Source organism: Kribbella steppae, assembly GCF_004342025.1.
Taxonomy (GTDB): domain Bacteria; phylum Actinomycetota; class Actinomycetes; order Propionibacteriales; family Kribbellaceae; genus Kribbella; species Kribbella steppae.
Genome location: NZ_SLWN01000003.1, coordinates 274,806 through 300,303, shown reverse-complemented (window position 1 = coordinate 300,303; position 25,498 = coordinate 274,806). Strand labels below are relative to the sequence as shown.

Below are 25,498 nucleotides of genomic sequence, written 5' to 3'. Positions count from 1 at the left end.
GCGCTGTGAGGGTGGTGGGGTAGATCCTGGCGCGGCGGCCGCGCGGTGAGGGTGGTGTTAGATCCTGGCGCGGGCGGTGGAGGCTCGGACTACCAGTTCGGGCTCGAAGAGGAGTTCGTCGGCGGGGACAACGGCGCGTTCGATCAGGGCGACGAGCATGTCCACGGCGGCGCGGCCCATTGCATCGATGGGCTGGCGGACGGTGGTCAGTGGCGGGTCGGTGCAGTTCATCATCGCGGAGTCGTCGTACCCGATCACCGAGACTTCGTCCGGGACGGTGAGGCCGGCCCGGCGGACCGCGCGGATGGCACCGAGGGCCAGGATGTCGCTTGCACAGACGATGCCGGTGACGCCCTTGTTGACCAGGCGGGTCGCGGCTGCGTGCCCGCCTTCGAGCGAGAACATCGTGTGCTCGACCAGCTCGAGATCCGCCTCGTCCGAGGCGATGAAGGCATCCAGCTTGCGCCGCGACGGGATGTGATCACGCGGGCCGAGGACCATGCCGATCCGCCGGTGCCCGAGAGCGCGCAGGTGGCCGATCGCCATCTCCGCGGCGACATAGTCGTCCGACGACACCTGCGGGAAGCCGAGGTGGTCGACCGCCGCGTTGACCAGCACGGTCGGCAGCTTGCGCTCCTGGATCAGCTCGTAGTGCTGGTGTGGCGCGTCGGCCTGCGCGTAGAACCCGCCGGCGAACACCACGCCGGACACCTGCTGCTGCAGGAGCAGGTCGACGTAGTCCGCTTCAGACACGCCGCCGACCGTCCGGGTGCAGAGCAGGGAGGTGAAACCCTGCTGCGCGAGCGCACCACCGACGACCTCGGCGAACGCCGGGAAGATCGGGTTCTGCAACTCGGGCAGCACCAGCCCGACCAGCCGGGCCCGGTCGCCGCGCAGCTGGGTCGGCCGCTCGTAGCCGAGCACGTCCAGCGCGGTGAGGACCGCTTCCCGGGTCGCCTCGGAGACGCCCGGCTTCCCGTTCAGCACCCGGCTCACGGTGGCCTCGCTGACGCCGACCTTCTTGGCCACCTCTGCAAGTCGTCGTGTCATGACGCAAACTCTACGCCCGATAGCGCAAATTCTTGCAACCACTTGCGTTCATCGGTGCAGACCGCAGTCCGTCGGTACGGCCGGCCGACGTACCACGACGTGGCTGAAGGGTCAGGATTCCGGGCAGAAGCTGACAGACTGGGGGCCGTGCCCCGATTCGTCGCCACCCGCCCCGACACCGGTCTGCTGTCGCTTCCGTGGGATGTCCCGCTGGAGGACTGGCCCGAGGACCAGTTGGTCGCGCTGCCGCGCGGTATCTCGCGGCACGTGGTCCGGTTCGTCCGGGTCAACGGCACCGTGTACGCGATCAAAGAGGTGCTCGAGCACCTCGCCATGCACGAGTACCGGCTCCTGCGGGACCTGGAACGCCTGGAATCGCCCTCGGTCGAACCCGTCGGCGTGATCACCGACCGCCTCGACCGCAACGGCGAGCCGATCGACTCGATCCTGATCACCCGGCACCTGCAGTTCTCGCTCCCCTACCGCGCACTGTTCTCCAGCACGCTGCGCCCCGACACCGTGAACCGGCTGATCGACGCGCTGGTCGCGCTGATCGTCCGGCTGCACCTGCTCGGCTTCTTCTGGGGCGACTGCTCGCTGTCCAACACCTTGTTCCGACGAGACGCCGGGGCCTTCGCGGCGTACCTGGTGGACGCCGAGACCGGTGAACTGCACCAGGACATCTCCGACGGGCAGCGCGCGCACGATCTCTACACCGCGGAGATCAACCTGTTCGGCGAGCTGCTCGACCTGCAGGAGGGCGGCCTGCTCGACCCGGACATCGACCCGCAGGAGACGGTGCAGTCCATCACCGACCGGTACGACGCACTCTGGGCCGAGCTGACCGCGCCGGAGGAGTTCGCCACCGACGAGATGCACCGGCTGGACTCGCGGATCCGGCGGCTGAACGAGCTCGGCTTCGACGTCGCCGAGATCGACATCATCACCGACTGGGACGGCAGCCAGGTCCGGATCCAGCCGAAGGTCGTGGACGCCGGGCACCACTCGCGCCGGCTGCTCCGACTGACCGGCCTGGACGTCGAGGAGAACCAGGCCCGTCGGCTGCTGAACGACCTCGACTCGTTCGCCGCCGCCACCGACCAGCAGAACGAGGACGAGGAGATCGTCGCGCACCAGTGGCTGACCGAGATCTTCGAGCCGGTGGTCCGCGCGGTCCCGCGCGATCTGAAGCGCAAGCTGGAGCCGGCCGAGGTCTTCCACGAGGTCCTCGAGCACCGCTGGTTCCTGTCCGAGCAGGCCGGCCACGAGGTCGACATGATGGAGGCCGCCCGCTCGTACGTCGACGACGTCCTCAGCGCCAAACCCGACGAGAAACTCGCTCTCCCCACCCCCGCCATCCCCGAAGCGGAGTAGCCCCAGCGGCCCACCGCGGGCGACAGCCGCCGGCCTGGAGCGGCGGGGCGCGACCGATGGCGGGTGCAGCCGGGGCGGGGTGCGGCCGGTGGGTGCAGCCGGGGCGGGGTGCGGCGGTGGCGGGGGGCTTGCAACGTTCGGCCTGTTCACGGCGTGGTTAGGGGTGGGAGGTGCCGATGGAGCGGCCGGAGTTCGATGTGTGGGTGGGGCAGCGTGGTGCGGCGTTGTTGCGGTTCGCGTACCTGATCACGCGTGACCACAGCCGCGCCGAGGAAGCCGTGCAGGACGCGTTGGTGGCGGCGTACTCACGCTGGTCCCGGATCTGCCGCGACGGCGATCCCGAGTCCTACGTACGGCGGTCGATCGTCAACGCGGACATCTCACGCTGGCGGCGGTTCTTCCGCCGGGAGAGTCCAACCGCGGACCCGTACGTGCACTCGCCGAGCCCGGATCATGCGGTCGCTCAAGCGGAGCAGGACGCGGTCTGGGCGTTGTGCGCGACGTTGCCGGCCAAGCAGCGGGCGGCCGTCGTACTGCGGTACTACGAAGACCTGCCCGATGCGGAGATCGCCGAGATCCTCGAGTGCAGTCCCGCGACCGTCCGGTCGCAGATCCACCGTGCGCTGGCCAGTCTGCGCACCACTCTCATCACCGCCGAGGAGGTCAACCACTGATGGACGCCCACGAGAAGCTGATCGTGACGAGCTTGTCGAAGCACGCGACGGAGGCGCCTTCGGACGATGACCTGCTGGCCGCGGTCCACCAACGTCTCCAGCGTCGCCGGACCGGTCGCACGATCGGTGCCGCCGTGCTGGCGTGTGCCGTGGTCGCGACCGCGATCACCGCGACGCACTCGCTCACCAACGAACTGCGGACCGACCCCGAGGTTGCTCGCCCGGCCGCACCCGACGCCGGCTGGCGGTGGGAGTCGTACAAGACGGTCCAGGTCCAGGTGCCGGTCAACTGGACGCAGTACGTCTCCGGCCCGGCGCCGTGTACGGGGATCTCAGGCGGCTCCTCCTCGAGCAACCCGGTCGTCGGGCGGTTCAACGGTTGGCTCCGCCCCTCGAGCCATGTCTGCGAGGACGCCGTACTCCCGGCCGACCGACGACTGCAGTACCTGTGGTTCAACGACGTCCAGGCACCGGGAGTCAAGCAGTACGACGCCGGATGGACCGAAGAGACGCGGCTCGTCGCCGGTGTGAAGATCAGCGTGCTGACACAGGACGACGCACTCCGCCGTCGCATCCTCGACTCGGCCCGCCCGATCACCGGGACCGACTACTACGGCTGCTCTCCCACCGACTCCGGCCCTCGCGGCACCGGCCTGGACCCGGCTGACCGCATCGCGTCGGCAAGCATCTGCGAGTACTGGGAGAACACCCTCGTCGCCGGATCAGTACTGAACGGCAGCCCCGCCGCCAAGCTGGCCCTGCTCCTCGCCACCTCACCGCCAGGCGCACCGGCGGAGTGGAGCAAAGGCTGCAGCCAACCCGACCAGCGCACCTTCGTCGTCACCCTGCACGGCCGCACCGAGTCTTACCCGGTCCGCGTCACCATGGCCTACTGCTACGCCGACCACACCTTCCCCACCGACGACGGCAGCACCCAACGCCGCACTGGCTACGAAACCTTGGACCTCATCCGCCAAGGCACCCACAAGCAGCACCAACCCAGCGACCTCTTCGACGCACCCCGCCTCACCCCATCACCCCGCTGAGCATTGTTGCCACACGCAAGGAGTTGTCACCGGCCGGGCGCCCTTGGCAACGGTGGTCTTGAGTGGTCGGGACGAAGCTGAAGGACGGCACCGAGCCGATCCTGGGCGCTCGGCTGCCGGCCGATGACGACGGCCGGCCCATGCCCGGCCGGCTTGGCCGTCGCGGTGACTGTTGGGTCAGTTCATCCCGGGGCTGACGGTGGGGAGGCCGATCGCCTTGGCGTGGGCCAACATGCGCCGGTCGTAGGTGACGAAGGCGGTGAGATCGTCACCCAGCACGGCATCCGCGGTGGCGAGGTGAATCGCGTCGAGCGATCGGATCCACGGATCCTGGTAGGCCGCCGCGGTGGTCCGCACCGTCTCGTCAACGTCGTAGACGGAAATATGCGCCAGGACGGCGGGAGCGGCGGTGAGCAGAGCCGGCTCAGATCGCCGGAGAGCACGAGGCAACTCCACCTCCACCAGCGCGGACGAGACGAAGATCCGATCGACCTGCTCGTTGAGCCAGTCGACGAGCTCGTCAGACGCCGCCTCCCGTCGGACGAGCTTCACCAGCGCAGCTGTGTCCAGGTAGATCATCAGTAGCGCTCCTCGTCGCGCATCTGCTCCAGGAGCGCACCAGCCTCGTGGTCCGTCCGCACCTCGCCTTTCGGACGCGAGAAGGGCCTTGTCAGCCGAGCCGGCCGCAGACTTCCCGTCGCGAGCAGCCAGGCCGTTGGCGACGGTTCGGCCGGGACCAGGCGCGCGACAACCACGCCACGCTCGGTGATCTCGATCTCCTCGCCGTGCTTCACCCGAGCCAGCACTCGGGCCGTCTCCTGGTTCAACATCCGGATCGGAACCTCAGCCATGGCGGCATCATAGTACATATTTGTCTGACACCATCCTTCCCGTTGCCTGTCGCCAGGGAAGATATGGGTGTTCCGACCCGGATCAGGCGTTGTCCACAGGGCTATTTCGCGCGGTAGACGCGGACGTAGTCGATGTCGAAGGAGTTGGGGAAGGGCGTGGTGGCGTCGGGTGGGCCGCCTCGGTCGGGGTTGGCCCAGGTGCCGCTGTTGAGGACGATGTACATCGGCTTGGTGGGGACCTGGTCGCCGGTGACCGTGTAGGTGGGAGCGCCGTCGGTGAAGAAGGTGATGCGGCCGGGTGACCAGAGCACGCCGTACTTGTGCCAGCCGGTCGTCGGCGTCAGGCCGTAGGACCAGTTGCTGTCCCAGCGGACGTCCGGCCAGTTGCCAGAGGCAAGTCCGCTGTGCATGCCCTCGATACTGCCGAACCACTCCGCCACATCGATCTCCGGCGGCCAGCTGCGGTCCTGCGGGATCAGCCAGAACGCGGGCCACAACCCCTTGCCGGTCGGGAACTTCGCGCAGATCTCCCAGTAGCCGTAGGCCTGGAAGAACTTGTCGTGCGAGGAGATGAAGCCCTCGGTGTACTGGTAGGTCCCGGCCGGGTCGGTGCCGACGACGGGCTTGTTGTCGGCGATGAGCCGCAGCCGGCCGCGTGAGAGTACGACGTTCTCGTCGACGGCATAGCTTCCGTACGACGTGTTGTGGTAGTGACCACCCGCCCGACCGGGGAAGTCCATCACCGTGCTCCACCGACTGGTGTCGAGCGACCGCCCGCTGAACTCGTCATGCCACGCGAGCGGCAGCCCCCGGGCAGGTTGGGAGGTGGGTTGCGTGCAGGTGGCGTTGGCTGTCGGAGCCGTCACACCTGTGGTCGATTCCCCTTGCGCTGTGGCAGTGCCGGCGCTGGCAAGGCTCGCTGTCGCGAGCATCAGGCCGACGGCGCCCAGTGACAAGGCCCGCCATCGTTTCGTCACTTCGGAACTCCTTCGCGTCGGTTGACGATCACTTGATTCCGGAGGTGGAGAAGCCGCTGACGAAGCGGCGTTGCATGAACATGAAGAGCACCAGCACGGGCAGGACGTACATGACCGCTCCGGCCGCGACCAGGTTGTTCAGCGGCAGGCCCTTGTCGTTGACGTAGCCGGTCGCCATCGCCACCGCCAAGGTGGTGCTGTCCTGACTGAGGAACATGGCCGGTCCGACGAAGTCGCCCCACGCCCCGGTGAAGGAGAGGATCACGCTGGCCGCGATGACCGGCCACGACTGCGGCAGGAAGATCCGCCAGAAGATCCCGACGTACCCGCAGCCGTCGATGATGGCGGCCTCCTCCATCTCCTTCGGGATACCGGCGAAGAACTGCCGGAACAGGAAGATCAGGAACGCACTGCCGCCGAGCCCCCAGGCCACCCACGGCCAGTAGGTGTTGACCATGTGCAGCTTGGCGAAGATCAGGTACGTCGGCACCAGCGTGACGATGCCGGGCAGCATCATCGTGGACAGCAGGATGACGAACAGTTGCTTCTTCCCCGGCGCGGTCAGCCGGGCGAACCCGAACCCGACCCAGGCCGAGCTGAGCGTGGTCAGGGTGGTGGTGATGAAGGCGATGGTGAGCGAGTTCTGCAGGGCGCCGACGAAGTTGACGCTGGTGACCGCCTCGGAGTAGTTCGCGAGCCGCGGTGCGGACGGCCACCAGGTGGGTGGGAACGACGCCATCTCGGCCGGCGACTTCAGCGAGGTCTGCACCAGCCAGTAGATCGGGCTGAGCATCAGCAGTACGACGGCCAGCAGCACGATGTAGAGCGCATAGCGGTAGGACCTGGTCATCGCTTCCCCTCCGGCTCGACGGTGTAGAAGACGGTCTTGGCGCTCACCTTGATGATCACCAGCGTCACGAGCAGGATGACCGCGAACAGCATCCACAGCATCGCCGAGGCGTAGCCGAAGCGGGACGCGGAGAAGTACTGCGCGAACACGTGGATCATGTACATGTAGTTGCCCTGTGGCACCGTCCCGGCACCGCTGAGCGAACCCGAGGACAACAACAGCGGTGCGAACGACTGCAGCGAGCCGATCACCCCGGTGATCACCTGGAAGAGGATCACCGGGGACAGCAGCGGGATGGTGATCCTGGCGAAGGACTGCCAGTACGACGCCCCGTCCACCTGAGCAGCTTCCTGCAACTCACGGGGAATGTCCTGCAGCCCGGCGAGCGAGATGATCATCGCCCCGCCACATCCCCACATCACCAGGCCGTACAGCACATAGCGCGCGTTCGGATCGACCAGCCAGGTGATCGGATCCGCACCGAAGCTGCTCAGGATCCCGTTCGCCGCACCCGCGTCGCGGTCGAAGATCAACCGGAACGTCAGCGCCGCACCCACCGGCGGGACCACCGCCGGCAGGTAGATCAACGCCCGGAACAACCCGCGCGCCTTGATCGGCTGATTCAGCATCACCGCGAGCAGCAGCCCGGCGAAGATCGACAGCGGCACCGTGACCAGGGTGAACACCCCGGTCTTCGCCAGCGAGCTGAGCGTCAGCGGGTCCTGGAAGATCTCGATGTAGTTGGCGAAACCCACGAAGTGCGTGCGCGGCGAGAGGCCGTCGGAGTCGGTCAGGCTGAGCCAGAACGCATAGCCCAGCGGGAACACGGTCAGCGTGACGAACCCGATGATCCACGGCGCGACGAACAGGTAGAAGGTCCGTGCCTTGCGCAGGCTCGGCGGCTTCTTCCTGCCCCGATCCTCCCGTTCCGCCGCGGCCGGCGCGGCGGGACGTCGTACGTCGGTCAGCGCGGAGCTCACCGCAACCGCTTCTTTCCATCCGCCAGCTGAGCGTTGATCTGTGAGTTCAGCGTGTCGGCCAGCTGACCGGCCGACGTTGTCCCCTTGATTGCCTTGGGCAACTCCCGGCCGATGACGGTGTTGATCGCGTCGAGCCGCACGTACGGCGTGAAGGACATCACCGAGAAGTGCTTCTGCTCCTCCTGCTGCACCGCGAAGGCCTGCTTCTGGAACGGCAGCTTCTGCGGCATGAGCTTCTGCAGCGACTTCAGCGGCGGGATGCCCCAGCCACCGGTCGCCCGCGCTTTGGCCGGGTCGCCGGCCATGAACCACTCCAGCACCGCGAAGGCCGCGTCCTTGTTCTTGCTGGCCTTCGGAATCCACAGCCCGGTGGCGCCGAAGCACGGGCTGACCCGCCGGCCGGTGTCGAACTGCGGTGCCGGCGCGAAGCCCGCGACCTTGGCGGACTTGGCGTCACCGGAGAACAATCCGCCGAGCCAGTAGCCGCTGAGTGTGGCGGCCATCCGGCCGGCCTGGAAGGTCGGACCGTCCCAGCCGTTCGGGTCGGGGTTGAGAACCGTTGGACCGATGCCGGCCTTCGCGTACTCCAGGTACCAGGTCAATGCCCGCTGTGCTTCCGGGCTGCTGAAGTCGACCGACGCGAGATCGTCGGCCGTCAGCTTCCCGCCGGCCAGGTCGGTCAGCCAGGTCAGCTGGGTGAACAGGCCCAGCCCGTTCGGGTTGAGGCCGTAGACACTGACCTTGGCGCCCTGCCGCTTCGTCAGCTTCTTGCCCTCTTCGAGCAGTTCGTCGAGCAGCAGCGGCGTGGTCGCACTCGGGCGGGTCACCTTCGCGGTGTCGAACAGCCCGCCGTTGTACCAAAGGGTGCAGTCCTGCGAGTAGTCCTTCGCGAACCCGTACCGCGGCCCGCTGCCCTGCTTCTCGCCGTCGTACCGCCAGACATCGTTGACCGGGTCGATGTCGTCGGCCTTGATCAGCGTGCTCTTCTCGAAGTACGGATCGAGGTTCTCGGCCACCTGCCGGGCGACCAGGTACGGCGTCTCGGTCGCACCCATGCCGCGGACGACGTCCGGCGGGTTGCCGCTGGCAAGCATCGCGGTCAGCTTGGTCAGGTCGTACTCGACCGTCTTCACGGTGACACCGAGCGCCTGTGAGGCCGCCTTGGCCTCCTTCGGGCCGAACTCACCCGACTGGGACATCACGGTCACGGTCCCCTTGGCGGCCGAGCCCGTGCTCGACCCGGCGGCCGGTGTGTTGGTCGAGGACGCGGGCGAACAGCCGACCGCTAGGGCACCCCCGACGGCGGTGCCCGAGAGGGCAAGGAACCGGCGGCGGGAGAGCCCTGGGTTCGTAGTGGTCATGTCAAACCTCTCATTCCGAAAGTCATTCCGAAGGCTGTGAGTCGTCGAAGAGCCGGCAGACCGGGCCGGAGGAGGGGCCGGTCCGGTCTGCCAGCAGCTCGCTGTCGTCCTCGGGCCGGTAGCCGAGCTCGTGCCGGGCCGAGGTGATGTCCCAGTAGTTGCGGGTGTTGGCGGACACCCCGAAATGCACGCCGTAGCGCTCCCGGGCGTTCAGTGCGGCCAGCACCAGCCGGCCGGCGTCGCCGTCGGACAGCCACTGGCCCAGATAGCGCCGCTCGGTCAGCGGCCAGCCGGTCAGGCCGAGCCGCAGGCAGGTGACCGAGGCACCGGTTCGCGCCGCGTGCGTCCGGCCCAGTGCCTCCAGCACGACCTTGCCGAGGCCGTACGGGCAGCACGGACGGGGATCGAGCCGCGGATCGACCGGCCGGTACTGCGGCCGGTTGTACTCGCCCACCACGTGCAACGAGCTCGCGAGCACGACCTTCGGTACGGCGTGCGCCGCGGCCGCCTCGAGCACACTCTGGGTCGGTCGCACGTTGGCGGCGTACACGCTGTCCCAGGTCTGCCACGGGCTGCCGTTCGCGGCCAGGTGCAGGATGGCGTCGGCTCCCTCGAAGGCCTGGTACGCCGCATCGGGATCTCCGATGTCGGCCTGCCGGACCTCGTCGCCGGACGCGACCGGTGCAGACCGGTCGACGAGCCGGAGGCGGTAGTGCTTCCGCAGTTGCGGCAGCACCACACCGGCCACCCGGCCCAGTCCGCCGGTGATCACCACCAGTGGTTCACGGTTGTTCCGCACAGCGCCCATGTCGTGCCATCCATGTCGCCCGGCCGGGATCGATACCCGAACTGTGTCCGGAATTGTTCGAGCACTTCCGGGTTTGTGTCAAGAGTGTGAACGAACCATGTCCGTTTTGTTGACGCCACTGTGACCGGGCGTCGATACTCTTCGGGTGGCTGCCAAGGACACCGGATCACTGCGAGCGCTGCGGCGCACCAACTCCGAACGGCTGCTTTCGGCCCTGATGGAGCACGGCGCGTTGCACCGTGCCGAGCTCGCGCGCATCTGCGGCTTGTCGCGGACAACCGTGTCGACGATCACCGCGGACCTGATCGCCGGCAGCGTCGTGATCGAGGCGGTCGGCGATCAGGTCGCCAAAGCCGGCATCGATGCCTCGGAGGTGGACGGGCGCGCCCGCGGCTTTCTGCAGGCGAACCCGGGCGCGGGAGCCGCGGCCGGTCTGGACTTCACCCTCGAGCGCGTCTGGGGTCACGTCACCGACCTCTCCGGTGCGACGCTCGCCAGCGCCGGAGTCACCACGGCCAGGGACACCCCGTGGCAGGAGCGACTCACGGCCGGCCTGACGCTGCTCGACGACCTGCTCGCGCAGACCGGGCTCGATCGCAACGCCCTGGTCGGTGTCGCGATCGGCGTACCGGGTCCGATCGACAGGCAGAGTGGCGTGGTCCGTCCGTCGTTGCCAGGGCAGGCGTGGGCGGGTGTGAACGTCTCCACCGAGTTCGGCCGGCAGCTCGCCGTACCGGTGCTGGTGGAGAACAACACCCGGCTCGAGGCGGTCGCCGAGTTCACCTGGGGCGCGGGCCGGGGCGCCCGAGACGTCCTGTACGTCGGGCTGTCCACCGGGATCGGATCCGGATTGCTTGTCGACGGCAACCTTCATCAGGGTGGTGCGCGCGGTGGCGGCGGCGAGATCGGCCACATCTCGGCGGACCCGGCCGGCGCTCAGTGCCCGTGTGGGAACCGTGGCTGCCTGGTGCAGTACGCGTCACTCCCCGCCGTACTGAAGACCTTGCAACTGGCGGATGTCGATGAGCTTCTCGCGTCGGCCGAGGCCGGAAGGCCGGACACCGTGCGCGTGCTGCGTGAGGCCGGCGAGGTGACCGGGCGGGTGCTGGCGAACATCTGCAACCTGCTCAACCCTGAGCGGATCATCGTCGGCGGCGAGCTCGCCCGGGCCGGCGACCTCGTGCTGGAGCCGATCCGCGCCACCCTGCGCCGGTCCGCGATGGCACTCACCCGCGACGCCGACGTGGTCGCCGCGGAGCTCGACCTCGGCGCCCGGGCGGGCGCGTCCGGCGCCGCCGCCCTGGTGCTGCGACAGACCGATCAGCTCGTCGCCGCGCTGCTGGCCGGCGCGGAACTTCGACCGAATGAGGCAGTGTGAAGATCGTCGGGTACGAGACATTCCTGGTAGCGCCGCGCTGGCAGTTCCTGCGCATCGACACCGACGAAGGCATCAGCGGCTGGGGCGAGCCGATCGTCGAAGGCCGGGCCGAAGCGGTCCAGGGCGCGGTCGCCGCACTGATGGAGTACCTGGTCGGCACCGATCCCCTGCGGATCGAGGACCACTGGCAGACGTTGGCCAAGGGCGGTTTCTACCGCGGCGGCCCGGTGCTCTCGAGCGCGCTGGCCGGGATCGACCAGGCCCTGTGGGACATCAAGGGCCGCTACCACGAGACACCCGTGCACGAGCTGCTCGGCGGTCCGGTGCGTGACCGCGTCCGCATCTACACGTGGGTCCACGGCCGCGACACCGCCGCGCTGGTCGACGACGCGCAGGCCAAGGTGGCCAAGGGATTCAGCGCGATCAAGATCAACCTCGCCGAAGCACTGCCGGCCATTCCGAGTGCGGCCCAGGTCCGTGCCATGGTCGGCCGGGTCGAGGCCCTGCGGGACGGGCTCGGCGACGCAGTCGACATCGCGATCGACTTCCACGGCCGGTTCAGTACGGCGGCCACCCGGCAGATCCTGCCGTTGCTGGAGCCGTACCTGCCGATGTTCGTCGAGGAGCCGGTGCTGCCGGAGTACGCCCGCGACCTGCGCCGGATCACCGAGTCGACCAGCATCCCGATCGCGACCGGCGAACGGCTGTACTCCCGCTGGGACTTCCGCGACGTCCTGCCCACCGGTATCGCGGTCGCCCAGCCGGACCTGTCCCATGCGGGCGGCATCTCCGAGGTACGCCGAATCGCCGCGATGGCCGAGGCGTACGACGTAGCGGTCGCGCCGCACTGCCCGTTGGGCCCGATCACGCTGGCCGCAAGCCTGCAGATCGACCTGGCCACACCGAACTTCCTGATCCAGGAGCAGAGCCTCGGCATCGAGTACGGCGGCGGCAGCGCCCTGCTCGATTACCTGGTCGACCCGCAGGTGTTCTCCTTCGTGGACGGCCACATCCAGCGGCTCGCCGGTCCAGGCCTCGGCATCGAGGTCAACGAGGACGCCGTCCGCGCGGCGGCCGCCGACGGCCATACCTGGAGGTCGCCGGTGTTGCGGCACGCCGACGGTTCCTTCGCCGAGTGGTGACCTGGGCGCAGACCCCGCCGATGGGGTGGAACAGCTGGGACTGTTTCGGTACGACGGTCACCGAGGCCGAGACCCTCGCGAACGCGCAGGTGATGCACGACCGGCTGCTGGCGTCCGGCTGGGACACCATCGTCGTGGACATCGCGTGGTACGACCCGACCGCCCGGTCGCACGGCTACAACACCGACGCGCCGATCGTCCTGGACGATCACGGCCGCCAGTTGCCGGCGCCGAACCGCTTCCCCTCGGCGGTTGACGGCGCCGGCTTCGGGCCGCTCGCGGCGAAAGTGCACGACCTCGGGCTGAAGTTCGGGCTGCACATCATGCGGGGCATCCCGCGGCGCGCGGTCGAGCTCGACCTGCCGGTGTTCGGCACCCAGTGGACCGCGCGCGAGATCGCGGACGCGGAGAACGTCTGCAGTTGGAACCCGGACAACCTGGGGCTGAACCACGACCATCCCGGCGCCCAGGCGTACTACGACGCACAGGTGGCACAGTTCGCCGCCTGGGGTGTCGACTTCATCAAGGCCGACGACATGCTGGCGCCGTACCACGACCGCGAGATCGCGGCGTACGCACGAGCGATCGAGCGCAGCGGCCGGGACATCGTGCTGTCACTGTCACCAGGCACGCACCTGTCGACTCACCATCTCGACCATCTGCGCGCCAACGCGCAGATGTGGCGGATCTCCGACGACCTGTGGGATCGCTGGGAGGACGTGCACGCGCAGTTCGCGCGGCTGGCCCGCTGGGCGCCGTTCCAGCAGGCCGGCGGGTGGGCGGATGCCGACATGCTGCCGCTCGGGCACATCGGGATCCGGGCAGAGCGCGGTGACGATCGGTCCAGTCGCCTGACCCGAGACGAGCAGAAGACGCTGCTGACGCTGTGGGTGATGGGACGGTCGCCGCTGATGATGGGTGGCGACCTGCCGACCACCGACGACGCGACGCTGGACCTGCTGGCCAACCCCGCGCTGTCGGAGTTGCTGCGATCGTCGTACGACGGTCGCGAGGTGATCCGCGAACCGATGGACGACGGTGAGCTGATCGTGTGGACCGCCCGATCGCCGGAGTGCACCTTCGTGGCGATCTTCTGGACCGGCGCCTCCGCGCGGAAGGTGTCCGTGCCGTTGACCTCAGTCGGCGCCGGCGCCTCGGCCGCGCAGGACCTGTGGGACGGCACAGCTCAGGACGCGAGTGAGCAGCTCGAGTACGACGTTCCAGCACATGGTGTGCGCTGGTTGCGTCTTACCTAGGTGGCATCCGAAGGGCGCCGTCGAGGCGGATGACCTCGCCGTTGAGCAGCTGGTTGTCGATGATGTGACCGACCAGGGCGGCGTACTCGGACGGCCGGCCGAGCCGGGACGGGTGCGGGACCTGCTGCTCGAGGACTGCGCGGGTCTCCTCCGGGAGGCCTGCCAGCATCGGCGTCTCCATCGTGCCCGGTGCGATCGTGACGACCCGGATCCCCTTGTCCGCAAGGTCGCGCGCCGCGGTCAGGGTGAGACCGACGATGCCGCCCTTGCTGGCCGCGTACGCCGCCTGCCCGACCTGACCGTCGTACGCCGCGATGGACGCGGTCATCACCACGACGCCGCGGTCACCGTCGTCGCCGGCCGGCTGGTCGATCATCCGCTCGGCGGCCAGCCGGAGCACGTTGAAGGTTCCGATCAGGTTCACCTCGACCACCTGCCGGAAGGTTGCCAGCGGCAACGGTCCCTTCCGGCCGACGACCCGGCCGGGGGTGGCGATCCCCGCGCAGGTGACGACGACGCGCAGGGTCCCGAGTGACGCTGCCGCGTCCAGCGCCGCGGTCACCGCGGCCTCGTCGGTGACATCGGCCGGCGCGAAGACGACCCGGTCGCCCAGCTCGTCGGCGACCGCCTTGCCGGCCGAGGAGGGCAGGTCGACGATCACGACCCCGATCCCCTCCGCGGCCAACCGCCGTACCGTCGCCTCTCCGAGCCCGGAACCACCACCGCTGACCAGGGCGACATCGGACGGGCCAAGCTTCATCGAGCGCTCCTCAACAGGTCGCGGCTGATGACGAGCCGCTGGATCTGGTTGGTTCCTTCGAAGATCTGGGTGACCTTGGCCTCACGCATGTAGCGCTCGACCGGGAACTCGCGGGTGTAACCGTACCCACCGAGCACCTGGACGGCGTCCGTGGTGACCTTCATCGCGGCGTCGGTGCAGACCAGCTTGGCGATCGCCGCCTGCTGGGTGAACGGCCGGCCGAGGTCGCGCCGCCGGGCGGCCTGCAGGTACGTCGCCCGGGCCGACTCGACCGCCGCGGCCATGTCCGCGAGCAGGAACTGGACACCCTGGAAGTCCGCGATCGCGTGCCCGAACTGCTGCCGCTCGAGCGCGTACGACGCGGCGACCTCGAGCGCGGCCTGGGCCAGACCGGTCGCACACGCCGCGATCCCGAGACGACCGGAATCCAAGGCGGACAAGGCGATCCGCATGCCGTCGCCCTCGGCGCCGATCAGGTTCCCGGCCGGGACGCGGACACGGTCGTAGTTGACCAGCGTCGTGGTCGATCCGGTCAGGCCCATCTTGCGCTCGGGCGCACCGAAGCTGAGGCCCTCCGACGAGCCCGGCACGTGGAAGGCGGAGATGCCGTGCTTCGGGTCGTCCGACGTCCGGGCGAAGGTGGTGTAGAAGTCGGCGTGCGACCCGTGGCTGATCCACGCCTTGGTCCCGGACAGGACGTACTCGTCGCCGTCGCGGACCGCCTTCGTGGTCATCGCGCTGATATCCGAACCGGCCTGCGGCTCGGACAACGCGTAGGCACCGAGCTGCTCGCCGCCAACCATGTCGGGCAGCAGTCGAGCCCGCTGCTCCTCCGTGCCGAAGGTGGCGACTGCATAGCTGGTCATGGTGTGGACCGAGACCCCGACGCCGACGGACATCCAGGCGGAGGCGACCTCCTCCAGCATCTGGAGGTACACCTCGTAGGGCTGCTCGGCGCCGCCGTACTGCTCCGGGTAGGGCAGGCCGAGCAGGCCGGCCTTGCCGAGCGTGCGGAACGCGTCCCGCGGGAACGTCTCGCTCTCCTCGGCTTGAGCAGCGTGCGGCGCCAGCTCGTGCGTGCACAGGTCGCGCACGAGAGCCAGCAGGTCGGTTGATTCCTCGGTCGGCAGGAGACGATCGACAGCCATCAGGCACCCCTCTCAACAGCTGCCCTAACGATACTACAAATGATACTGTCGACCATACTTCAGTATCGTTCTATGCTGTCTCGATATGACGACAGTCGTTCCGGGTCGCCGTACCCGCAGGCAGTCCGAGCTGCTCGACCGGCTTCTGTCCCTGTTTCTCACCCAGGGCTTCAGCCGGTTCACCCTGGACGACCTGGCCGCCGAGCTGCGCTGTAGCAAGACGACCCTCTACGCGCTCGCGCCGAGCAAGGAACAGCTCGCCGTCGAGGTGGTGAAGCACTACTTCAAGCATGCCACCGCCCAGGTGGAGTCCGCGGTCGCCCGGCAGACCCGGCACGACCGGCGGATCGCGGCGTACCTGAACGCGGTCGCGGACGCGCTCCGGCCGGCCAGCCGGACCTTCCTGGACGACGTGGCCCGGTTCGCCCCGGCCCGCTCGGTGTACGAGCGGAACACCCGGATCGCGGCCGATCGGGTCCGGACGCTGATCGAGGACGGCATCAACAACAAGGCGTTCCGGCCGGTCGACATCGCGTTCGCGGCCGAGATGATCGCCCACACCATGCAGGCGATCCAGCGTGGCGACATCGCCCGCCGGACCGGCCTGAACGACGCCGAGGCGTACCGGGAGCTCGCGTCCTTCGTACTGCACTCCCTTCGGCTGGACTGACCTTGTAGCTTTTCCGGATGGAACTCAAGCTGGGGCCGCTGCTGCGGTACGTCGACGACACTCGGGCTACGGTCTGGGTCGAGACCAGCGCGCCCTGCGATGTCGAGGTGCTCGGCCACCAGGCCCGGACCTGGACGGTGCACGGTCACCACTACGCGCTGGTCCGGATCGAAGGCCTCACGCCGGACAGCGAGACGCCGTACGAGGTCCGGCTGGACGGGAGGCTCGTCTGGCCGTTGCCGGACGGCGAGTTCGGTCCCAGCGTGATCCGGACGCCGCTCGCCGACGGGACCTTCCGGCTGACGTTCGGGTCGTGCCGGCGGTCGGTGCCGTTCGACGCGAAAGGGTTCAAGGAGTTCGGCCCGGACGCACTCGTCGCGCTCGCCGAGCGGATGGCGACCGGCTCCGACGCATCACCGGACGCGGTCCTGCTGCTCGGTGACCAGGTGTACGCCGACGACCCGTCGGACGCCGTACTCGAGAAACTCCGGGAGGCGCACGGTGGCCGGCAGGGGTCCGAGGTGGCCGACGAGATCGGAAACTTCGAGGAGTACACCTGGCTGTACGACGACGCGTGGCTGACCCCGGCCGTGCGGTGGCTGTTCTCGACGGTCCCGCTGTGCATGCTGCTCGACGACCACGACCTGCGCGACGACTGGAACACCTCGCTGACCTGGCGTCGCTGGGTCACCTCGCAGCCGTGGTGGCACGATCGAGTCGTCGGCGCCTACGCGTCGTACTGGGTCTATCAGCATCTCGGCAACCTGTCGCCCGAGCAGCTCGACCAGGACGCGACGTACCGGGCGATGCTCTCGATCGAGGACGACGACGAGCGTACGGCGTACCTGGACAGCTTCGCGTGGATGGCGGACGAGGATCCGGCCTCGACCCGATGGAGCTTCTACCGCGACTTCGGCGACGCGTCCCGCGGGATCCGGCTGCTCGCGGTCGACTCGCGCTGCTCGCGGCATCTCGAGCCGGATGAGCGAGCGATGGTCGACGCGCACGAATGGGAGTGGGTCCGGCGTCACACCGTCGAGGCGTCCCGGCCGATCCGCCACCTGCTGCTCGCGTCGACGCTGCCGTTCCTGCTTGCACCTGGGCTGCATCATCTGGAGGGCTGGGACGAGGCGATCTCGTCCGGTGCCTGGGGACCGCGTGGCTCGCGGATCGGCGAGAAGATCCGGCAGGGCATGGATCTGGAGCACTGGGCCTCGTTCCGGAAGTCGTTCGACGACGTGACCGATCTGCTCACCGAGCTGGTCGGCGGCGAGGATCCGCCGGCGTCGATCCTGATGCTGGCCGGCGACGTGCACTGCAGCTATCTCGCCGAAGCTCGTCTGGCCGCCGTCGAGCATCCCGGTACGGCGATCCGCCAGCTCACCATGTCGCCGTTCCGGAACCCGGTGCCGCGACACATCCAGTGGGCGAATCACCTGCTGGACAAGCGCTGGATGACGACGCTGCTGCACAAACTCGCACGGTTGGCCGGCGTCCGGGATGTGGCCGCCTACTGGCGGATCGCGCACGGTCCGTGGTTCGAGAACGGCGCGATGACGGTGACGTTGTCCGGTGAGGACTGGGCGGTCGATGTCGACCATGCCGTACTGCGCGGAGGGCGGCAGTTGCTCGACCGGACGTTGACCTATGGACACCTAGACTCGCCATCCAAGCGCTTGATGTCCTGAAGCTGCCACGGCCGGTCCGCCCGCTGCTCGTTACGGAAGGCTTATCGACATGCGACCCTCCACCCTCAGACGCACCGCGGCGATCGTCGCCGCCACTGCTTTGTCACTGGCCGCACTGCCGGCCACCGCCGATCCGGGCAAGCCGCCCCGGCTGTCCGCGGCGGCGATCACGTCCACTCTCAACGAGGAGGTGACGACCCCCGGCACCGCCTGGATGACGCGACCGGACGGCAAGGTCCTCGTCTCCTACGACTCCACCGTCACCGGCACCAAGTTGACCGCCCTGACCAGCGTCACCAAGAAGCTCGGCGAGAACGTCGTCCTCGAGAAACTGCCCGGCAAGCTGACCAAGTACGTCAGCGGCGGCACCGGCATCTGGGGCGGCGAGATCAAGTGCTCGGCCGGCTTCAATGTCCAGCGGAAAGGTAAGTACTACCTGCTGACCGCCGGGCACTGCGGCAACGAGGCGTCGACCTGGTACCAGGACGATGACCACAACCTCTACCTCGGCAAGCTGCACCACTCCAGCTACCCGTGGAACGACTACGCCCTGCTCATCTACCCCACCGTCATCCGTCCGCCCGGCGGCAGCGTGTACCTGTACAACGGCCGCTCGCAGGACATCACCACGGCGATGAACCCTGGCATCGGGCAGTACGTGTACCGCGCCGGCATCACCAGTGGTCTGCACAGTGGCCGGGTGACCGGGCTGAACTCCGTGGTGAACTACGGCGACGGCCGGGTCGCCGGCCTGATCCGGACCAGCGTCTGCGCCGAGCCGGGCGACTCCGGCGGTCCGCTGTTCTACCGGCACTGGGCCTTCGGCCTGACGTCCGGCGGGTCCGGCGACTGCTCCTCCGGCGGCGTCACCTACTTCCAGCCGGTCGTCGAAGCACTCAACGCGTACGGCGTGAGCGTTTACTGACCGTTGATGTGACACCCGTCACAGTCGCCGCGGCGGCTTCCCGTCGTACCGGGTAAACCAGGGGAAGCCGCCGCGCAGGATTTCCCTCACTCTCCGAATTCACCTGAATACCCAGGGACGCAGTGGGGTACAAGTGGACACGGTTGAAGTCAAGGACGCACCCGCCCCGAGCGCGTCCTCATCGTGAGGAGGCTGAAACCGTGAAAATTCTGCCCATCCGTCGTACCGCGGCAATCCTGGCAGCTGCCGGGCTGACCGCCACCGGACTGCTCGCCACCCAGGCGTCGGCTGCCCCGGTCGATCCCGCCAAGCTGTCGGCCACGGCCATCAGCGCGACCTTGTCCAAGGACGCGTCCATCCCGGGCACCGCCTGGCAGACCAACCCGGACGGCCGGATCATCGTCTCGTACGACGACACGGTCACCGGTGGGAAGCTGACGGCGCTCACCAATGTCACCAAGCAGTTCGGTGACCGGGTCACGCTGGAGAAGATGTCCGGCAAGCTGTCGAAGTACATCCGCGGCGGTGACGCCATCTACGGTGGGCAGTACCGCTGCTCGCTCGGCTTCAACGTCCGCAGCGGCAGCACGTACTACTTCCTGACCGCCGGTCACTGCACCAACATCGCGTCCAGTTGGTACGCGAACTCCAGCAAGACGACCCTGCTCGGCACCCGATCCGGGACCAGCTTCCCGGGTAACGACTACGGGATCGTCCGGTACAGCACGTCGTACACCAACCACCCCGGCAACGTGAACCTCTACAACGGCTCGACGCAGGACATCACCTCGGCCGGGAACGCGTTCGTCGGCCAGGCCGTCAAGCGCAGTGGTAGCACGACCGGTCTGCGCAGCGGCTCGGTCACCGGTACCAACGCCACGGTGAACTACGCCGAGGGGTCGGTCAGCGGCCTGATCCGCACCAACGTCTGCGCCGAGGGCGGCGACTCCGGCGGCGCTCTGTTCGCCGGCACCGTGGCCCTGGGTCTGACCTCCGGCGGTTCCGGCAACTGTTCCTCCGGTGGCACGACCTACTTCCAGCCCGTCACCGAAGTCCTCTCCCGCTACGGCGTCAGCGTCTACTGACCCCAACGCGAAACGGCGGCCCCGGATCCACCTGGATCCGGGGCCGCCGTCCTGTGGCGATCAGTCCCCGCGCCGGCGCGAGATCTCGTAGAGCGCTACGCCGGTGGCGATGCCGGCGTTGAGGGATTCGGTGGAACTCGTCATCGGGATGGAGACGATGATGTCGCAGTTCTCCCGGACCAGGCGGGCCAGGCCCTTGCCCTCGGAGCCGACAACGAGGACGAGCGGCTCGGTGGCGGCGTCCAGCTCGGGGAGCTCGACCTCGCCGCCCATGTCCAGGCCGACGACCAGCAGGCCGGCGTCCTTGTAGGACTTGAGCGCGCGGTTCAGGTTGGTCGCGCGAGCCACCGGGATCCGGGCCGCCGCACCGGCCGACGTCTTCCACGCCGACGCCGACATGGACGCCGTACGACGCTCAGGCACGACGACGCCGTGCGCACCGAAAGCCGCCGCCGATCGGGTGATCGCGCCCAGGTTGCGCGGGTCGGTCACCCCGTCGAGCGCGACCACGAGCGGCACCTCGCCGGCGTCGTACGCCCGGGAGAGCAGGTCGTCCGGATGCGCGTACTCGTACGGCGGGATCTGCACCGCGACACCCTGGTGGGAGCCGTTGCTGGTCACCCGGTCGAGCTCGGTCCGCGGCACCTCGAGCACCGAGATGCCGTGTTCGACCGCGATCAGCAGGGCCTCCCGCAGCCGGGCGTCCCGTTCGGTGCCTTCGGCAACATGAAGCGCGGCGACCGGGACACCGGCCCGCAACGCCTCCACCACCGGGTTGCGGCCGTACACCCACTCGACGGACGAGTCGGTGTCCTTCCGGGCCGGACGGCGGGAACGCTCGCGCTCCTTGGCGCGCTCGGCCGCCTTCGCCCGCTTGTGCGCGGGGTGCTTGACCCGGTCCACCGCCTTCGGCGTCGGGCCCTTGCCCTCCAGACCACGGCGCACCCGGCCACCGGATCCGGCGGTCGGGTTCCCACGTGGCTTCTTCCGGATGGCACCCTTGCGCTGGCTGTTGCCTGGCACGTCAGCTTCCTTCGTTGTTGGTTGCCGGCCGGGCATCGGACACCGGGACCGTCCACCGAGGCCCCTGTGGCGTGTCCTCGACGACGACGCCGAGCGCCTTCAGCCGGTCGCGGATCTCGTCCGACGCGGCATAGTCCTTACGCTCCCGGGCGGCCTGCCGCTGCTCCAACAGCGCCTTGACCAACCCGTCCACCACCTCACTGAGCTCTTCGGTGGCACCGGTCCTGGACACCCACGGCTCGGCCAGCGGGTCGAGCCCGAGCACGCCGAGCATCCCGCGGACCGCGGCCAGGTTCTCCCGCAGGGCGGGCGAATCCCCGTCGGCGACCAGCTTGTTCCCGTCCCGGATGGTGTTGTGCAGTACGGCGAACGCCGCCGGCGTGCCGAGATCGTCGTCCATCGCGGTGACGAAGTCGGCCGGCAACTCGGCGGCCGGCACGACCCCACCGGTCACCTCGGTCGCCCGCGACACGAACCCCTCGACCCGCTGGAAGCTGGTCGCGGCCTCCTCCAGCGCACCGAAGGAGAACTCCACCACGGACCGGTAGTGCGACTGCACCAGGTAGTACCGCAGCTCGATCGGCCGCACCCGCTCGACCACCTTGCGCACGACCGCGCTGTTGCCCATCGACTTGGACATCTTCTCGCCGGCCGTGGTGACGAGGGCGTTGTGCATCCAGAACCGGGCGAACTTCTGCCCGATCGCGGTCGACTGGGCCAGCTCGTTCTCGTGGTGCGGGAACCGCAGGTCCAGCCCGCCGCCGTGGATGTCGAACTCCTCGCCGAGGTACTTGCCCGCCATCGCCGAGCACTCCAGGTGCCAGCCGGGGCGGCCGCGACCCCACGGCGTCGGCCAGGACGCCGTCCGCGGCGTGCCGTCGGTGTGGCCCTTCCACAGCGCGAAGTCCCGCGGGTCCCGCTTACCGCGCGGGTCCGCGTCCTCGGCGGCTTCCATGTCCTCGATCTTCTGGTTCGACAGCTCGCCGTACGACGGCCAGGACCTCACGTCGAAGTAGACGTCGCCGGACCCGTCCGGGGCGATGTACGCGTGCCCGCGCTCGATCAGCTGGTCGATGATCTCGAGCATCTCGGGGATGTGGCCGGTGGCCCGCGGCTCGTACGTCGGCGGGCGGCAGCCGAGCACGTCGTACGCCCAGTGCAGCTCACGCTCGAACTCGTAGGCGTGCGCCCACCACGGGACGCCGCGCTCGGCCGACTTGGCCAGGATCTTGTCCTCGATGTCGGTCACGTTCGCGATCACGGTGACCTCGTACCCGGAGCGCTCCAGCCAGCGCCGCAGGACGTCGAACACGACCTCCTTGTAGATGTGCCCGACATGCGGGGCACCCTGCACCGTCAGCCCACAGTGGTAGATCCCGACCTTGCCCGGATGGACCGGTTCGAAATCCCTCACTGCTGCTGTCGCGGTGTCGTACAAGCGAAGTGTCACCGATCAAGGGTAACGGGAGTTGACACCTCCTCTTGACAATATTGTCCGGACCAGCCCCAGGAGGACTCCTTGTCGAACCAGCCACCGTACGGCGGACCACCGCCCCAGGGACCACCGCTGTACCAGGGACCACCCCCGCAGGGACCGCCACACCAAGGACCACCACAGCAAGGACCACCGCCCCAGGGACCGCCGTATCAAGGACCGCCGCCGCAGTACGGCGGTCCGCCGGCGCAGTACCAGGGTCCGCCGCAGCAGTACGGTCCGCCTGGTCCGCAGCAGTGGGGTCCGCCGCCGCAGGGGCCTGGATTCGGGTGGGGCTCGAACGGGTTCCCGCCGCCCCCGCCGAAGAAGAAGAGCAAGGCGGCCTTCATCGTGCTGCCGATCGTGGTCGTGGCGGCCGGGGCCGTCGCGCTGTGGATGTGGACCCAGGTGAACGGTCCCGACGACGACTACACCTCTCCACAGCCCACCTACACGTCGACGTACGAGCCGACCGAGGAACCGACCGACACCGCCGAGCCGACGGTTCCGACCACCAAGCCGACGCGGACGCAGCCGACCAGGACGACGCCGACGACCCCTCCGCCACCGTCGGACTCCGACGTCGTCACCAAGAACCGGATCTACAAGTCCGGCGCGCAGCGCACGGTGAACTGCCGGGAGTCCGGCGCCCGGGCCAACAGCGCGGCGAACGCGCGGAAGTACTACGCCAACGTCCTCAACTGCCTGAATCGTGCGTGGCCGCGGCAGGTCGCGCTGTCCGGCAAGACCTTCGCCCCGCCGCGGATGATCGCGTTCACCGGACCTGTCAGTACGCCGTGCAGCGGGAACGCACCGAGTTCCTTCTACTGCTCGTCGAACCGGACCATTTACATGGACGCCGCGACCGACCTGAAGCGATACCAGCAGTTCCTGCGCTACCCCAACCGGACCACGGCGATGGCCTTCCTGCGCGCGGACATGTCGGACACCGTCGCGCACGAGTACGGTCACCACCTCCAGAACCTGACCGGGATCCTGCGGGCGTCGTCGAACATCCAGTACGACCGGTCCGGTGACGCGGCGCTGCAGATGAGCCGTCGGCTCGAGCTCCAGGCGAGCTGCCTGGGCAACGTCTTCCTCGGCGCGAACAAGCGCAGCTACGGGCTCAACGGCGGGCTGTTCAAGTCGCAGCTGGACTGGCTGCACGCCCACCAAGGCGACGAGTACGGGACGCGCCGGGACCACGGCAGCCGGGAGGTCCTGCCGCGCTGGGCGAATGCCGGGTTCAAGACGCTCAGTCCGGCCGCCTGTAATACGTACGTCGCCGCGGCGACCTATGTTCGGTAAATATTCACATTCAGCTGTAGATCGAGGGTTGATTCTTACGAAACGCGGGTAAAACCTCCGCCGAGCGCTCTGTTCCGCCCCTCATCGCTCTGTGGAGGTTCACCGTGAAGTCCGCCCTTTTCACGGGTGCCGCCGTCACTCTTGGCCTGTTCCTGGCCTCGATCGGCCCCGCCCAAGCAAGTCCGACCGATCCCCCATCCACCGCAGCTCAGCAGCCGACCGCACAGGCACGCCAGCACGGCATCGCCAAGGACGGCGACGCCTACATGGGCTGGCTGCAGAACACGACGACCAGTTCCGCACCGGCCGTCATGGCACCCGCCGCGACCGTCGAAGGTATCGACGTCTCCAGCCACCAGGGCAACGTCAACTGGGCCGCGCAGTGGACCGCCGGCAAGCGGTTCGCGTACGTCAAGGCGACCGAAGGAACGTCGTACAGGAACCCGTACTTCGCCCAGCAGTACAACGGTTCCTACAACGTCGGCATGATCCGCGGCGCCTACCACTTCGCCACTCCGAACACGTCCAGTGGCGCCACCCAGGCCAACTACTTCGCCAGCAACGGCGGCGGCTGGTCCCGGGACGGCAAGACCCTGCCGGGCGCCCTCGACATCGAGTACAACCCGTACGGCGCCACCTGCTACGGACTGAGCCAGTCCGCCATGGTCAGCTGGGTCCGGGACTTCCTCAACACCTACAAGGCTCGCACCACCCGTGACGCGGTCATCTACACCAACCTCGACTGGTGGACCCGCTGCACCGGTAACAGCACTGCCTTCAACGCGACCAACCCGCTCTGGGTCGCCCGCTACGCCTCGGCGCCGGGCACCCTGCCGGGCGGCTGGCCGTTCCACACCTTCTGGCAGTACAGCTCGACCCCGATCGACCAGAACCGCTTCAACGGCGACCAGACCCGTCTGGTCGCCCTCGCGAACGGCTGATCCGGGGGAAGAAGTCTGGCCCTCCCACGTGCACGCGGGAGGGCCAGACCCGCCTTGTTTTATTGGCTTGCGGCCATCTCATAGGCTCGGAGTGTGACCCTTTCGCTGCCGATCGAGACCGACCGTCTGACGCTTCGCCGCTACCTCGAGACCGACTACGACGACCTGCTGAAACTGCAGTCCAACGACGACGTGACGCGCTTCCTGCTGTACGACTCGAAGACGCCGGAGCAGGTCCGCGAATCGCTGGCCGGCCGGCTGGCCGACGTACCGATGGACAAGGACGGGCAGGCGTTGACGTTGGCCGTCATCCTGCGGGAGACCGGGCAGCACGTCGGTGAGGTGACGCTGTTCGTGCAGAGCGCGGAGCATCGGGGTGGCGAGATCGGTTTCGTGTTCCACCCGGACTTCCACGGGCGCGGGTACGCCGCTGAGGCCTCGGTGGAGCTCCTGCGGCTCGGGTTCGAGGAGCTCGGGATGCATCGGATCATCGGTCGCCTGGACGCGCGCAACACCGGGTCGGCGAACCTGCTGAAGCGACTCGGGATGCGCCAGGAGGCGCACTTCGTCCGGAACGAGTTCCTCAAGGGCGAATGGAGTGACGAAGCAGTCTTCGCGATGCTCGCCGACGAGTGGAAGCAGCGCCCTTAGTTCCGGCTCGTAACTATTTGACTGGACTAAGCCGCTATCGCGGCACGCGTTCACCGCGACAGCTGGAACGGCCGGGTC

Annotated in this window: 25 protein-coding genes; 13 read left to right on the top strand and 12 right to left on the bottom strand. The window is 68.4% G+C overall.

Features of this window, described 5'->3' with window-relative positions; all coding sequences use genetic code 11:
* Positions 1-57: 57 nt before the first annotated feature.
* Positions 58-1,050 carry a LacI family DNA-binding transcriptional regulator gene (locus EV652_RS10110; RefSeq protein WP_132208773.1) on the bottom strand — a complete coding sequence of 331 codons (993 nt, stop codon included), beginning with the start codon at positions 1,048-1,050 and terminating at the stop codon, positions 58-60.
* 147 nt (positions 1,051-1,197) lie between these two features.
* Here EV652_RS10110 and EV652_RS10105 point away from each other — a divergent pair, with 147 nt between their 5' ends.
* The 3 genes from EV652_RS10105 to EV652_RS10095 all read left to right on the top strand — a co-directional run bounded on the left by EV652_RS10105 (position 1,198) and on the right by EV652_RS10095 (position 4,144).
* A complete protein-coding gene (locus EV652_RS10105; RefSeq protein WP_132208772.1) occupies positions 1,198-2,424 on the top strand; it encodes a DUF4032 domain-containing protein in 1,227 nt (408 codons plus the stop codon).
* A 176-nt stretch (positions 2,425-2,600) separates the two neighbouring features.
* On the top strand, positions 2,601-3,098 hold the full coding sequence (locus tag EV652_RS10100) for a SigE family RNA polymerase sigma factor (RefSeq protein ID WP_132208771.1): 498 nt from the start codon (positions 2,601-2,603) through the stop codon (positions 3,096-3,098).
* Positions 3,098-4,144: a hypothetical protein gene (locus tag EV652_RS10095; RefSeq protein ID WP_132208770.1), complete on the top strand. Its 1,047-nt coding sequence runs from the start codon at positions 3,098-3,100 to the stop codon at positions 4,142-4,144. Before EV652_RS10100 ends, EV652_RS10095 begins: the two co-directional genes overlap by 1 nt.
* A 177-nt stretch (positions 4,145-4,321) precedes the next feature.
* Here EV652_RS10095 and EV652_RS10090 read toward each other — a convergent pair whose 3' ends face one another.
* The 7 genes from EV652_RS10090 to EV652_RS10060 form a co-directional block, all read right to left on the bottom strand.
* Complete coding sequence (locus EV652_RS10090; protein ID WP_132208769.1) at positions 4,322-4,723, bottom strand: type II toxin-antitoxin system VapC family toxin; 402 nt, start codon at positions 4,721-4,723, stop codon at positions 4,322-4,324.
* Positions 4,723-4,995 (bottom strand): type II toxin-antitoxin system Phd/YefM family antitoxin, encoded by a 273-nt coding sequence (locus tag EV652_RS10085; RefSeq protein WP_132208768.1) that lies wholly within the window; start codon positions 4,993-4,995, stop codon positions 4,723-4,725. The genes EV652_RS10090 and EV652_RS10085 overlap by 1 nt, the downstream gene beginning before the upstream one ends.
* Before the next feature lie 101 nt (positions 4,996-5,096).
* Positions 5,097-5,972 (bottom strand): glycoside hydrolase family 16 protein, encoded by an 876-nt coding sequence (locus EV652_RS10080; protein ID WP_132208767.1) that lies wholly within the window; start codon positions 5,970-5,972, stop codon positions 5,097-5,099.
* A gap of 28 nt (positions 5,973-6,000) precedes the next feature.
* Positions 6,001-6,822, bottom strand: coding sequence for a carbohydrate ABC transporter permease (locus EV652_RS10075; protein ID WP_132208766.1), 822 nt, complete (start codon positions 6,820-6,822; stop codon positions 6,001-6,003).
* Positions 6,819-7,802 carry a carbohydrate ABC transporter permease gene (locus EV652_RS10070; protein WP_199238103.1) on the bottom strand — a complete coding sequence of 328 codons (984 nt, stop codon included), beginning with the start codon at positions 7,800-7,802 and terminating at the stop codon, positions 6,819-6,821. The genes EV652_RS10075 and EV652_RS10070 overlap by 4 nt, the downstream gene beginning before the upstream one ends.
* Complete coding sequence (locus EV652_RS10065) at positions 7,799-9,163, bottom strand: ABC transporter substrate-binding protein (protein ID WP_132208765.1); 1,365 nt, start codon at positions 9,161-9,163, stop codon at positions 7,799-7,801. The genes EV652_RS10070 and EV652_RS10065 overlap by 4 nt, the downstream gene beginning before the upstream one ends.
* Before the next feature lie 22 nt (positions 9,164-9,185).
* Complete coding sequence (locus tag EV652_RS10060; protein ID WP_132208764.1) at positions 9,186-9,971, bottom strand: NAD-dependent epimerase/dehydratase family protein; 786 nt, start codon at positions 9,969-9,971, stop codon at positions 9,186-9,188.
* A 145-nt stretch (positions 9,972-10,116) separates the two neighbouring features.
* Between EV652_RS10060 and EV652_RS10055 the strand changes: the two genes are divergently transcribed.
* The 3 genes from EV652_RS10055 to EV652_RS10045 are packed head-to-tail and all read left to right on the top strand — an operon-like array spanning position 10,117 to position 13,747.
* A complete protein-coding gene (locus tag EV652_RS10055; RefSeq protein ID WP_132208763.1) occupies positions 10,117-11,349 on the top strand; it encodes an ROK family transcriptional regulator in 1,233 nt (410 codons plus the stop codon).
* The gene (gene dgoD, locus EV652_RS10050; protein ID WP_132208762.1) at positions 11,346-12,491 is read left to right on the top strand and encodes a galactonate dehydratase; all 1,146 of its coding nucleotides are present in this window, start codon (positions 11,346-11,348) and stop codon (positions 12,489-12,491) included. Before EV652_RS10055 ends, dgoD begins: the two co-directional genes overlap by 4 nt.
* Positions 12,492-12,511: 20 nt before the next feature.
* Positions 12,512-13,747 (top strand): glycoside hydrolase family 27 protein, encoded by a 1,236-nt coding sequence (locus tag EV652_RS10045; protein ID WP_132208761.1) that lies wholly within the window; start codon positions 12,512-12,514, stop codon positions 13,745-13,747.
* Here the strand turns inward: EV652_RS10045 and EV652_RS10040 are convergent.
* Positions 13,740-14,507 carry an SDR family NAD(P)-dependent oxidoreductase gene (locus tag EV652_RS10040; RefSeq protein WP_132208760.1) on the bottom strand — a complete coding sequence of 256 codons (768 nt, stop codon included), beginning with the start codon at positions 14,505-14,507 and terminating at the stop codon, positions 13,740-13,742. The two genes, EV652_RS10045 and EV652_RS10040, sit on opposite strands and share 8 nt — an antisense overlap.
* Positions 14,504-15,655: an acyl-CoA dehydrogenase family protein gene (locus tag EV652_RS10035; RefSeq protein ID WP_132208759.1), complete on the bottom strand. Its 1,152-nt coding sequence runs from the start codon at positions 15,653-15,655 to the stop codon at positions 14,504-14,506. Before EV652_RS10035 ends, EV652_RS10040 begins: the two co-directional genes overlap by 4 nt.
* 85 nt (positions 15,656-15,740) lie before the next feature.
* On the opposite strand from EV652_RS10035, the gene EV652_RS10030 reads away from it, so the two are divergent.
* From EV652_RS10030 to EV652_RS10015, 4 genes are all read left to right on the top strand, one after another.
* Positions 15,741-16,325: a TetR/AcrR family transcriptional regulator gene (locus EV652_RS10030; protein WP_132208758.1), complete on the top strand. Its 585-nt coding sequence runs from the start codon at positions 15,741-15,743 to the stop codon at positions 16,323-16,325.
* A gap of 17 nt (positions 16,326-16,342) precedes the next feature.
* A complete protein-coding gene (locus tag EV652_RS10025; RefSeq protein ID WP_132208757.1) occupies positions 16,343-18,013 on the top strand; it encodes a DUF7800 domain-containing protein in 1,671 nt (556 codons plus the stop codon).
* A gap of 49 nt (positions 18,014-18,062) precedes the next feature.
* Complete coding sequence (locus EV652_RS10020; RefSeq protein WP_132208756.1) at positions 18,063-18,938, top strand: S1 family peptidase; 876 nt, start codon at positions 18,063-18,065, stop codon at positions 18,936-18,938.
* Positions 18,939-19,138: 200 nt separating this feature from the next.
* Positions 19,139-20,023 carry a S1 family peptidase gene (locus EV652_RS10015; protein WP_242001679.1) on the top strand — a complete coding sequence of 295 codons (885 nt, stop codon included), beginning with the start codon at positions 19,139-19,141 and terminating at the stop codon, positions 20,021-20,023.
* Between the two features lie 60 nt (positions 20,024-20,083).
* Here the strand turns inward: EV652_RS10015 and rlmB are convergent, their stop codons facing one another.
* Positions 20,084-21,046, bottom strand: a complete 963-nt coding sequence (gene rlmB / locus EV652_RS10010) for a 23S rRNA (guanosine(2251)-2'-O)-methyltransferase RlmB (protein ID WP_132208755.1) — start codon at positions 21,044-21,046, stop codon at positions 20,084-20,086.
* A 1-nt stretch (position 21,047) separates the two neighbouring features.
* Positions 21,048-22,496 carry a cysteine--tRNA ligase gene (cysS, locus tag EV652_RS10005; protein WP_132208754.1) on the bottom strand — a complete coding sequence of 483 codons (1,449 nt, stop codon included), beginning with the start codon at positions 22,494-22,496 and terminating at the stop codon, positions 21,048-21,050.
* Positions 22,497-22,565: 69 nt separating this feature from the next.
* Here cysS and EV652_RS10000 point away from each other — a divergent pair, with 69 nt between their 5' ends.
* From EV652_RS10000 to EV652_RS09990, 3 genes are all read left to right on the top strand, one after another.
* Positions 22,566-23,828 (top strand): neutral zinc metallopeptidase, encoded by a 1,263-nt coding sequence (locus EV652_RS10000; protein ID WP_132208753.1) that lies wholly within the window; start codon positions 22,566-22,568, stop codon positions 23,826-23,828.
* A gap of 104 nt (positions 23,829-23,932) precedes the next feature.
* Positions 23,933-24,769 carry a lysozyme gene (locus EV652_RS09995; protein WP_199238102.1) on the top strand — a complete coding sequence of 279 codons (837 nt, stop codon included), beginning with the start codon at positions 23,933-23,935 and terminating at the stop codon, positions 24,767-24,769.
* A gap of 93 nt (positions 24,770-24,862) precedes the next feature.
* Entirely contained in the window at positions 24,863-25,420 is a 558-nt protein-coding gene (locus EV652_RS09990; RefSeq protein WP_132208752.1) for a GNAT family N-acetyltransferase, read from the top strand.
* Positions 25,421-25,498 lie beyond the last annotated feature (78 nt).

Excerpts from the sequence above, each read along its gene's own strand:
- EV652_RS10110 (WP_132208773.1), bottom strand. The coding sequence starts at position 1,050 with ATGACACGACGACTTGCAGAGGTGGCCAAGAAGGTCGGCGTCAGCGAG.
- EV652_RS10100 (WP_132208771.1), top strand. The coding sequence starts at position 2,601 with ATGGAGCGGCCGGAGTTCGATGTGTGGGTGGGGCAGCGTGGTGCGGCG.
- EV652_RS10095 (WP_132208770.1), top strand. The coding sequence starts at position 3,098 with ATGGACGCCCACGAGAAGCTGATCGTGACGAGCTTGTCGAAGCACGCG.
- EV652_RS10090 (WP_132208769.1), bottom strand. The coding sequence starts at position 4,723 with ATGATCTACCTGGACACAGCTGCGCTGGTGAAGCTCGTCCGACGGGAG.
- EV652_RS10085 (WP_132208768.1), bottom strand. The coding sequence starts at position 4,995 with ATGGCTGAGGTTCCGATCCGGATGTTGAACCAGGAGACGGCCCGAGTG.
- EV652_RS10075 (WP_132208766.1), bottom strand. The coding sequence starts at position 6,822 with ATGACCAGGTCCTACCGCTATGCGCTCTACATCGTGCTGCTGGCCGTC.
- EV652_RS10065 (WP_132208765.1), bottom strand. The coding sequence starts at position 9,163 with ATGACCACTACGAACCCAGGGCTCTCCCGCCGCCGGTTCCTTGCCCTC.
- EV652_RS10060 (WP_132208764.1), bottom strand. The coding sequence starts at position 9,971 with ATGGGCGCTGTGCGGAACAACCGTGAACCACTGGTGGTGATCACCGGC.
- EV652_RS10045 (WP_132208761.1), top strand. The coding sequence starts at position 12,512 with ATGGGGTGGAACAGCTGGGACTGTTTCGGTACGACGGTCACCGAGGCC.
- EV652_RS10040 (WP_132208760.1), bottom strand. The coding sequence starts at position 14,507 with ATGAAGCTTGGCCCGTCCGATGTCGCCCTGGTCAGCGGTGGTGGTTCC.
- EV652_RS10035 (WP_132208759.1), bottom strand. The coding sequence starts at position 15,655 with ATGGCTGTCGATCGTCTCCTGCCGACCGAGGAATCAACCGACCTGCTG.
- EV652_RS10030 (WP_132208758.1), top strand. The coding sequence starts at position 15,741 with ATGACGACAGTCGTTCCGGGTCGCCGTACCCGCAGGCAGTCCGAGCTG.
- EV652_RS10025 (WP_132208757.1), top strand. The coding sequence starts at position 16,343 with ATGGAACTCAAGCTGGGGCCGCTGCTGCGGTACGTCGACGACACTCGG.
- EV652_RS10020 (WP_132208756.1), top strand. The coding sequence starts at position 18,063 with ATGCGACCCTCCACCCTCAGACGCACCGCGGCGATCGTCGCCGCCACT.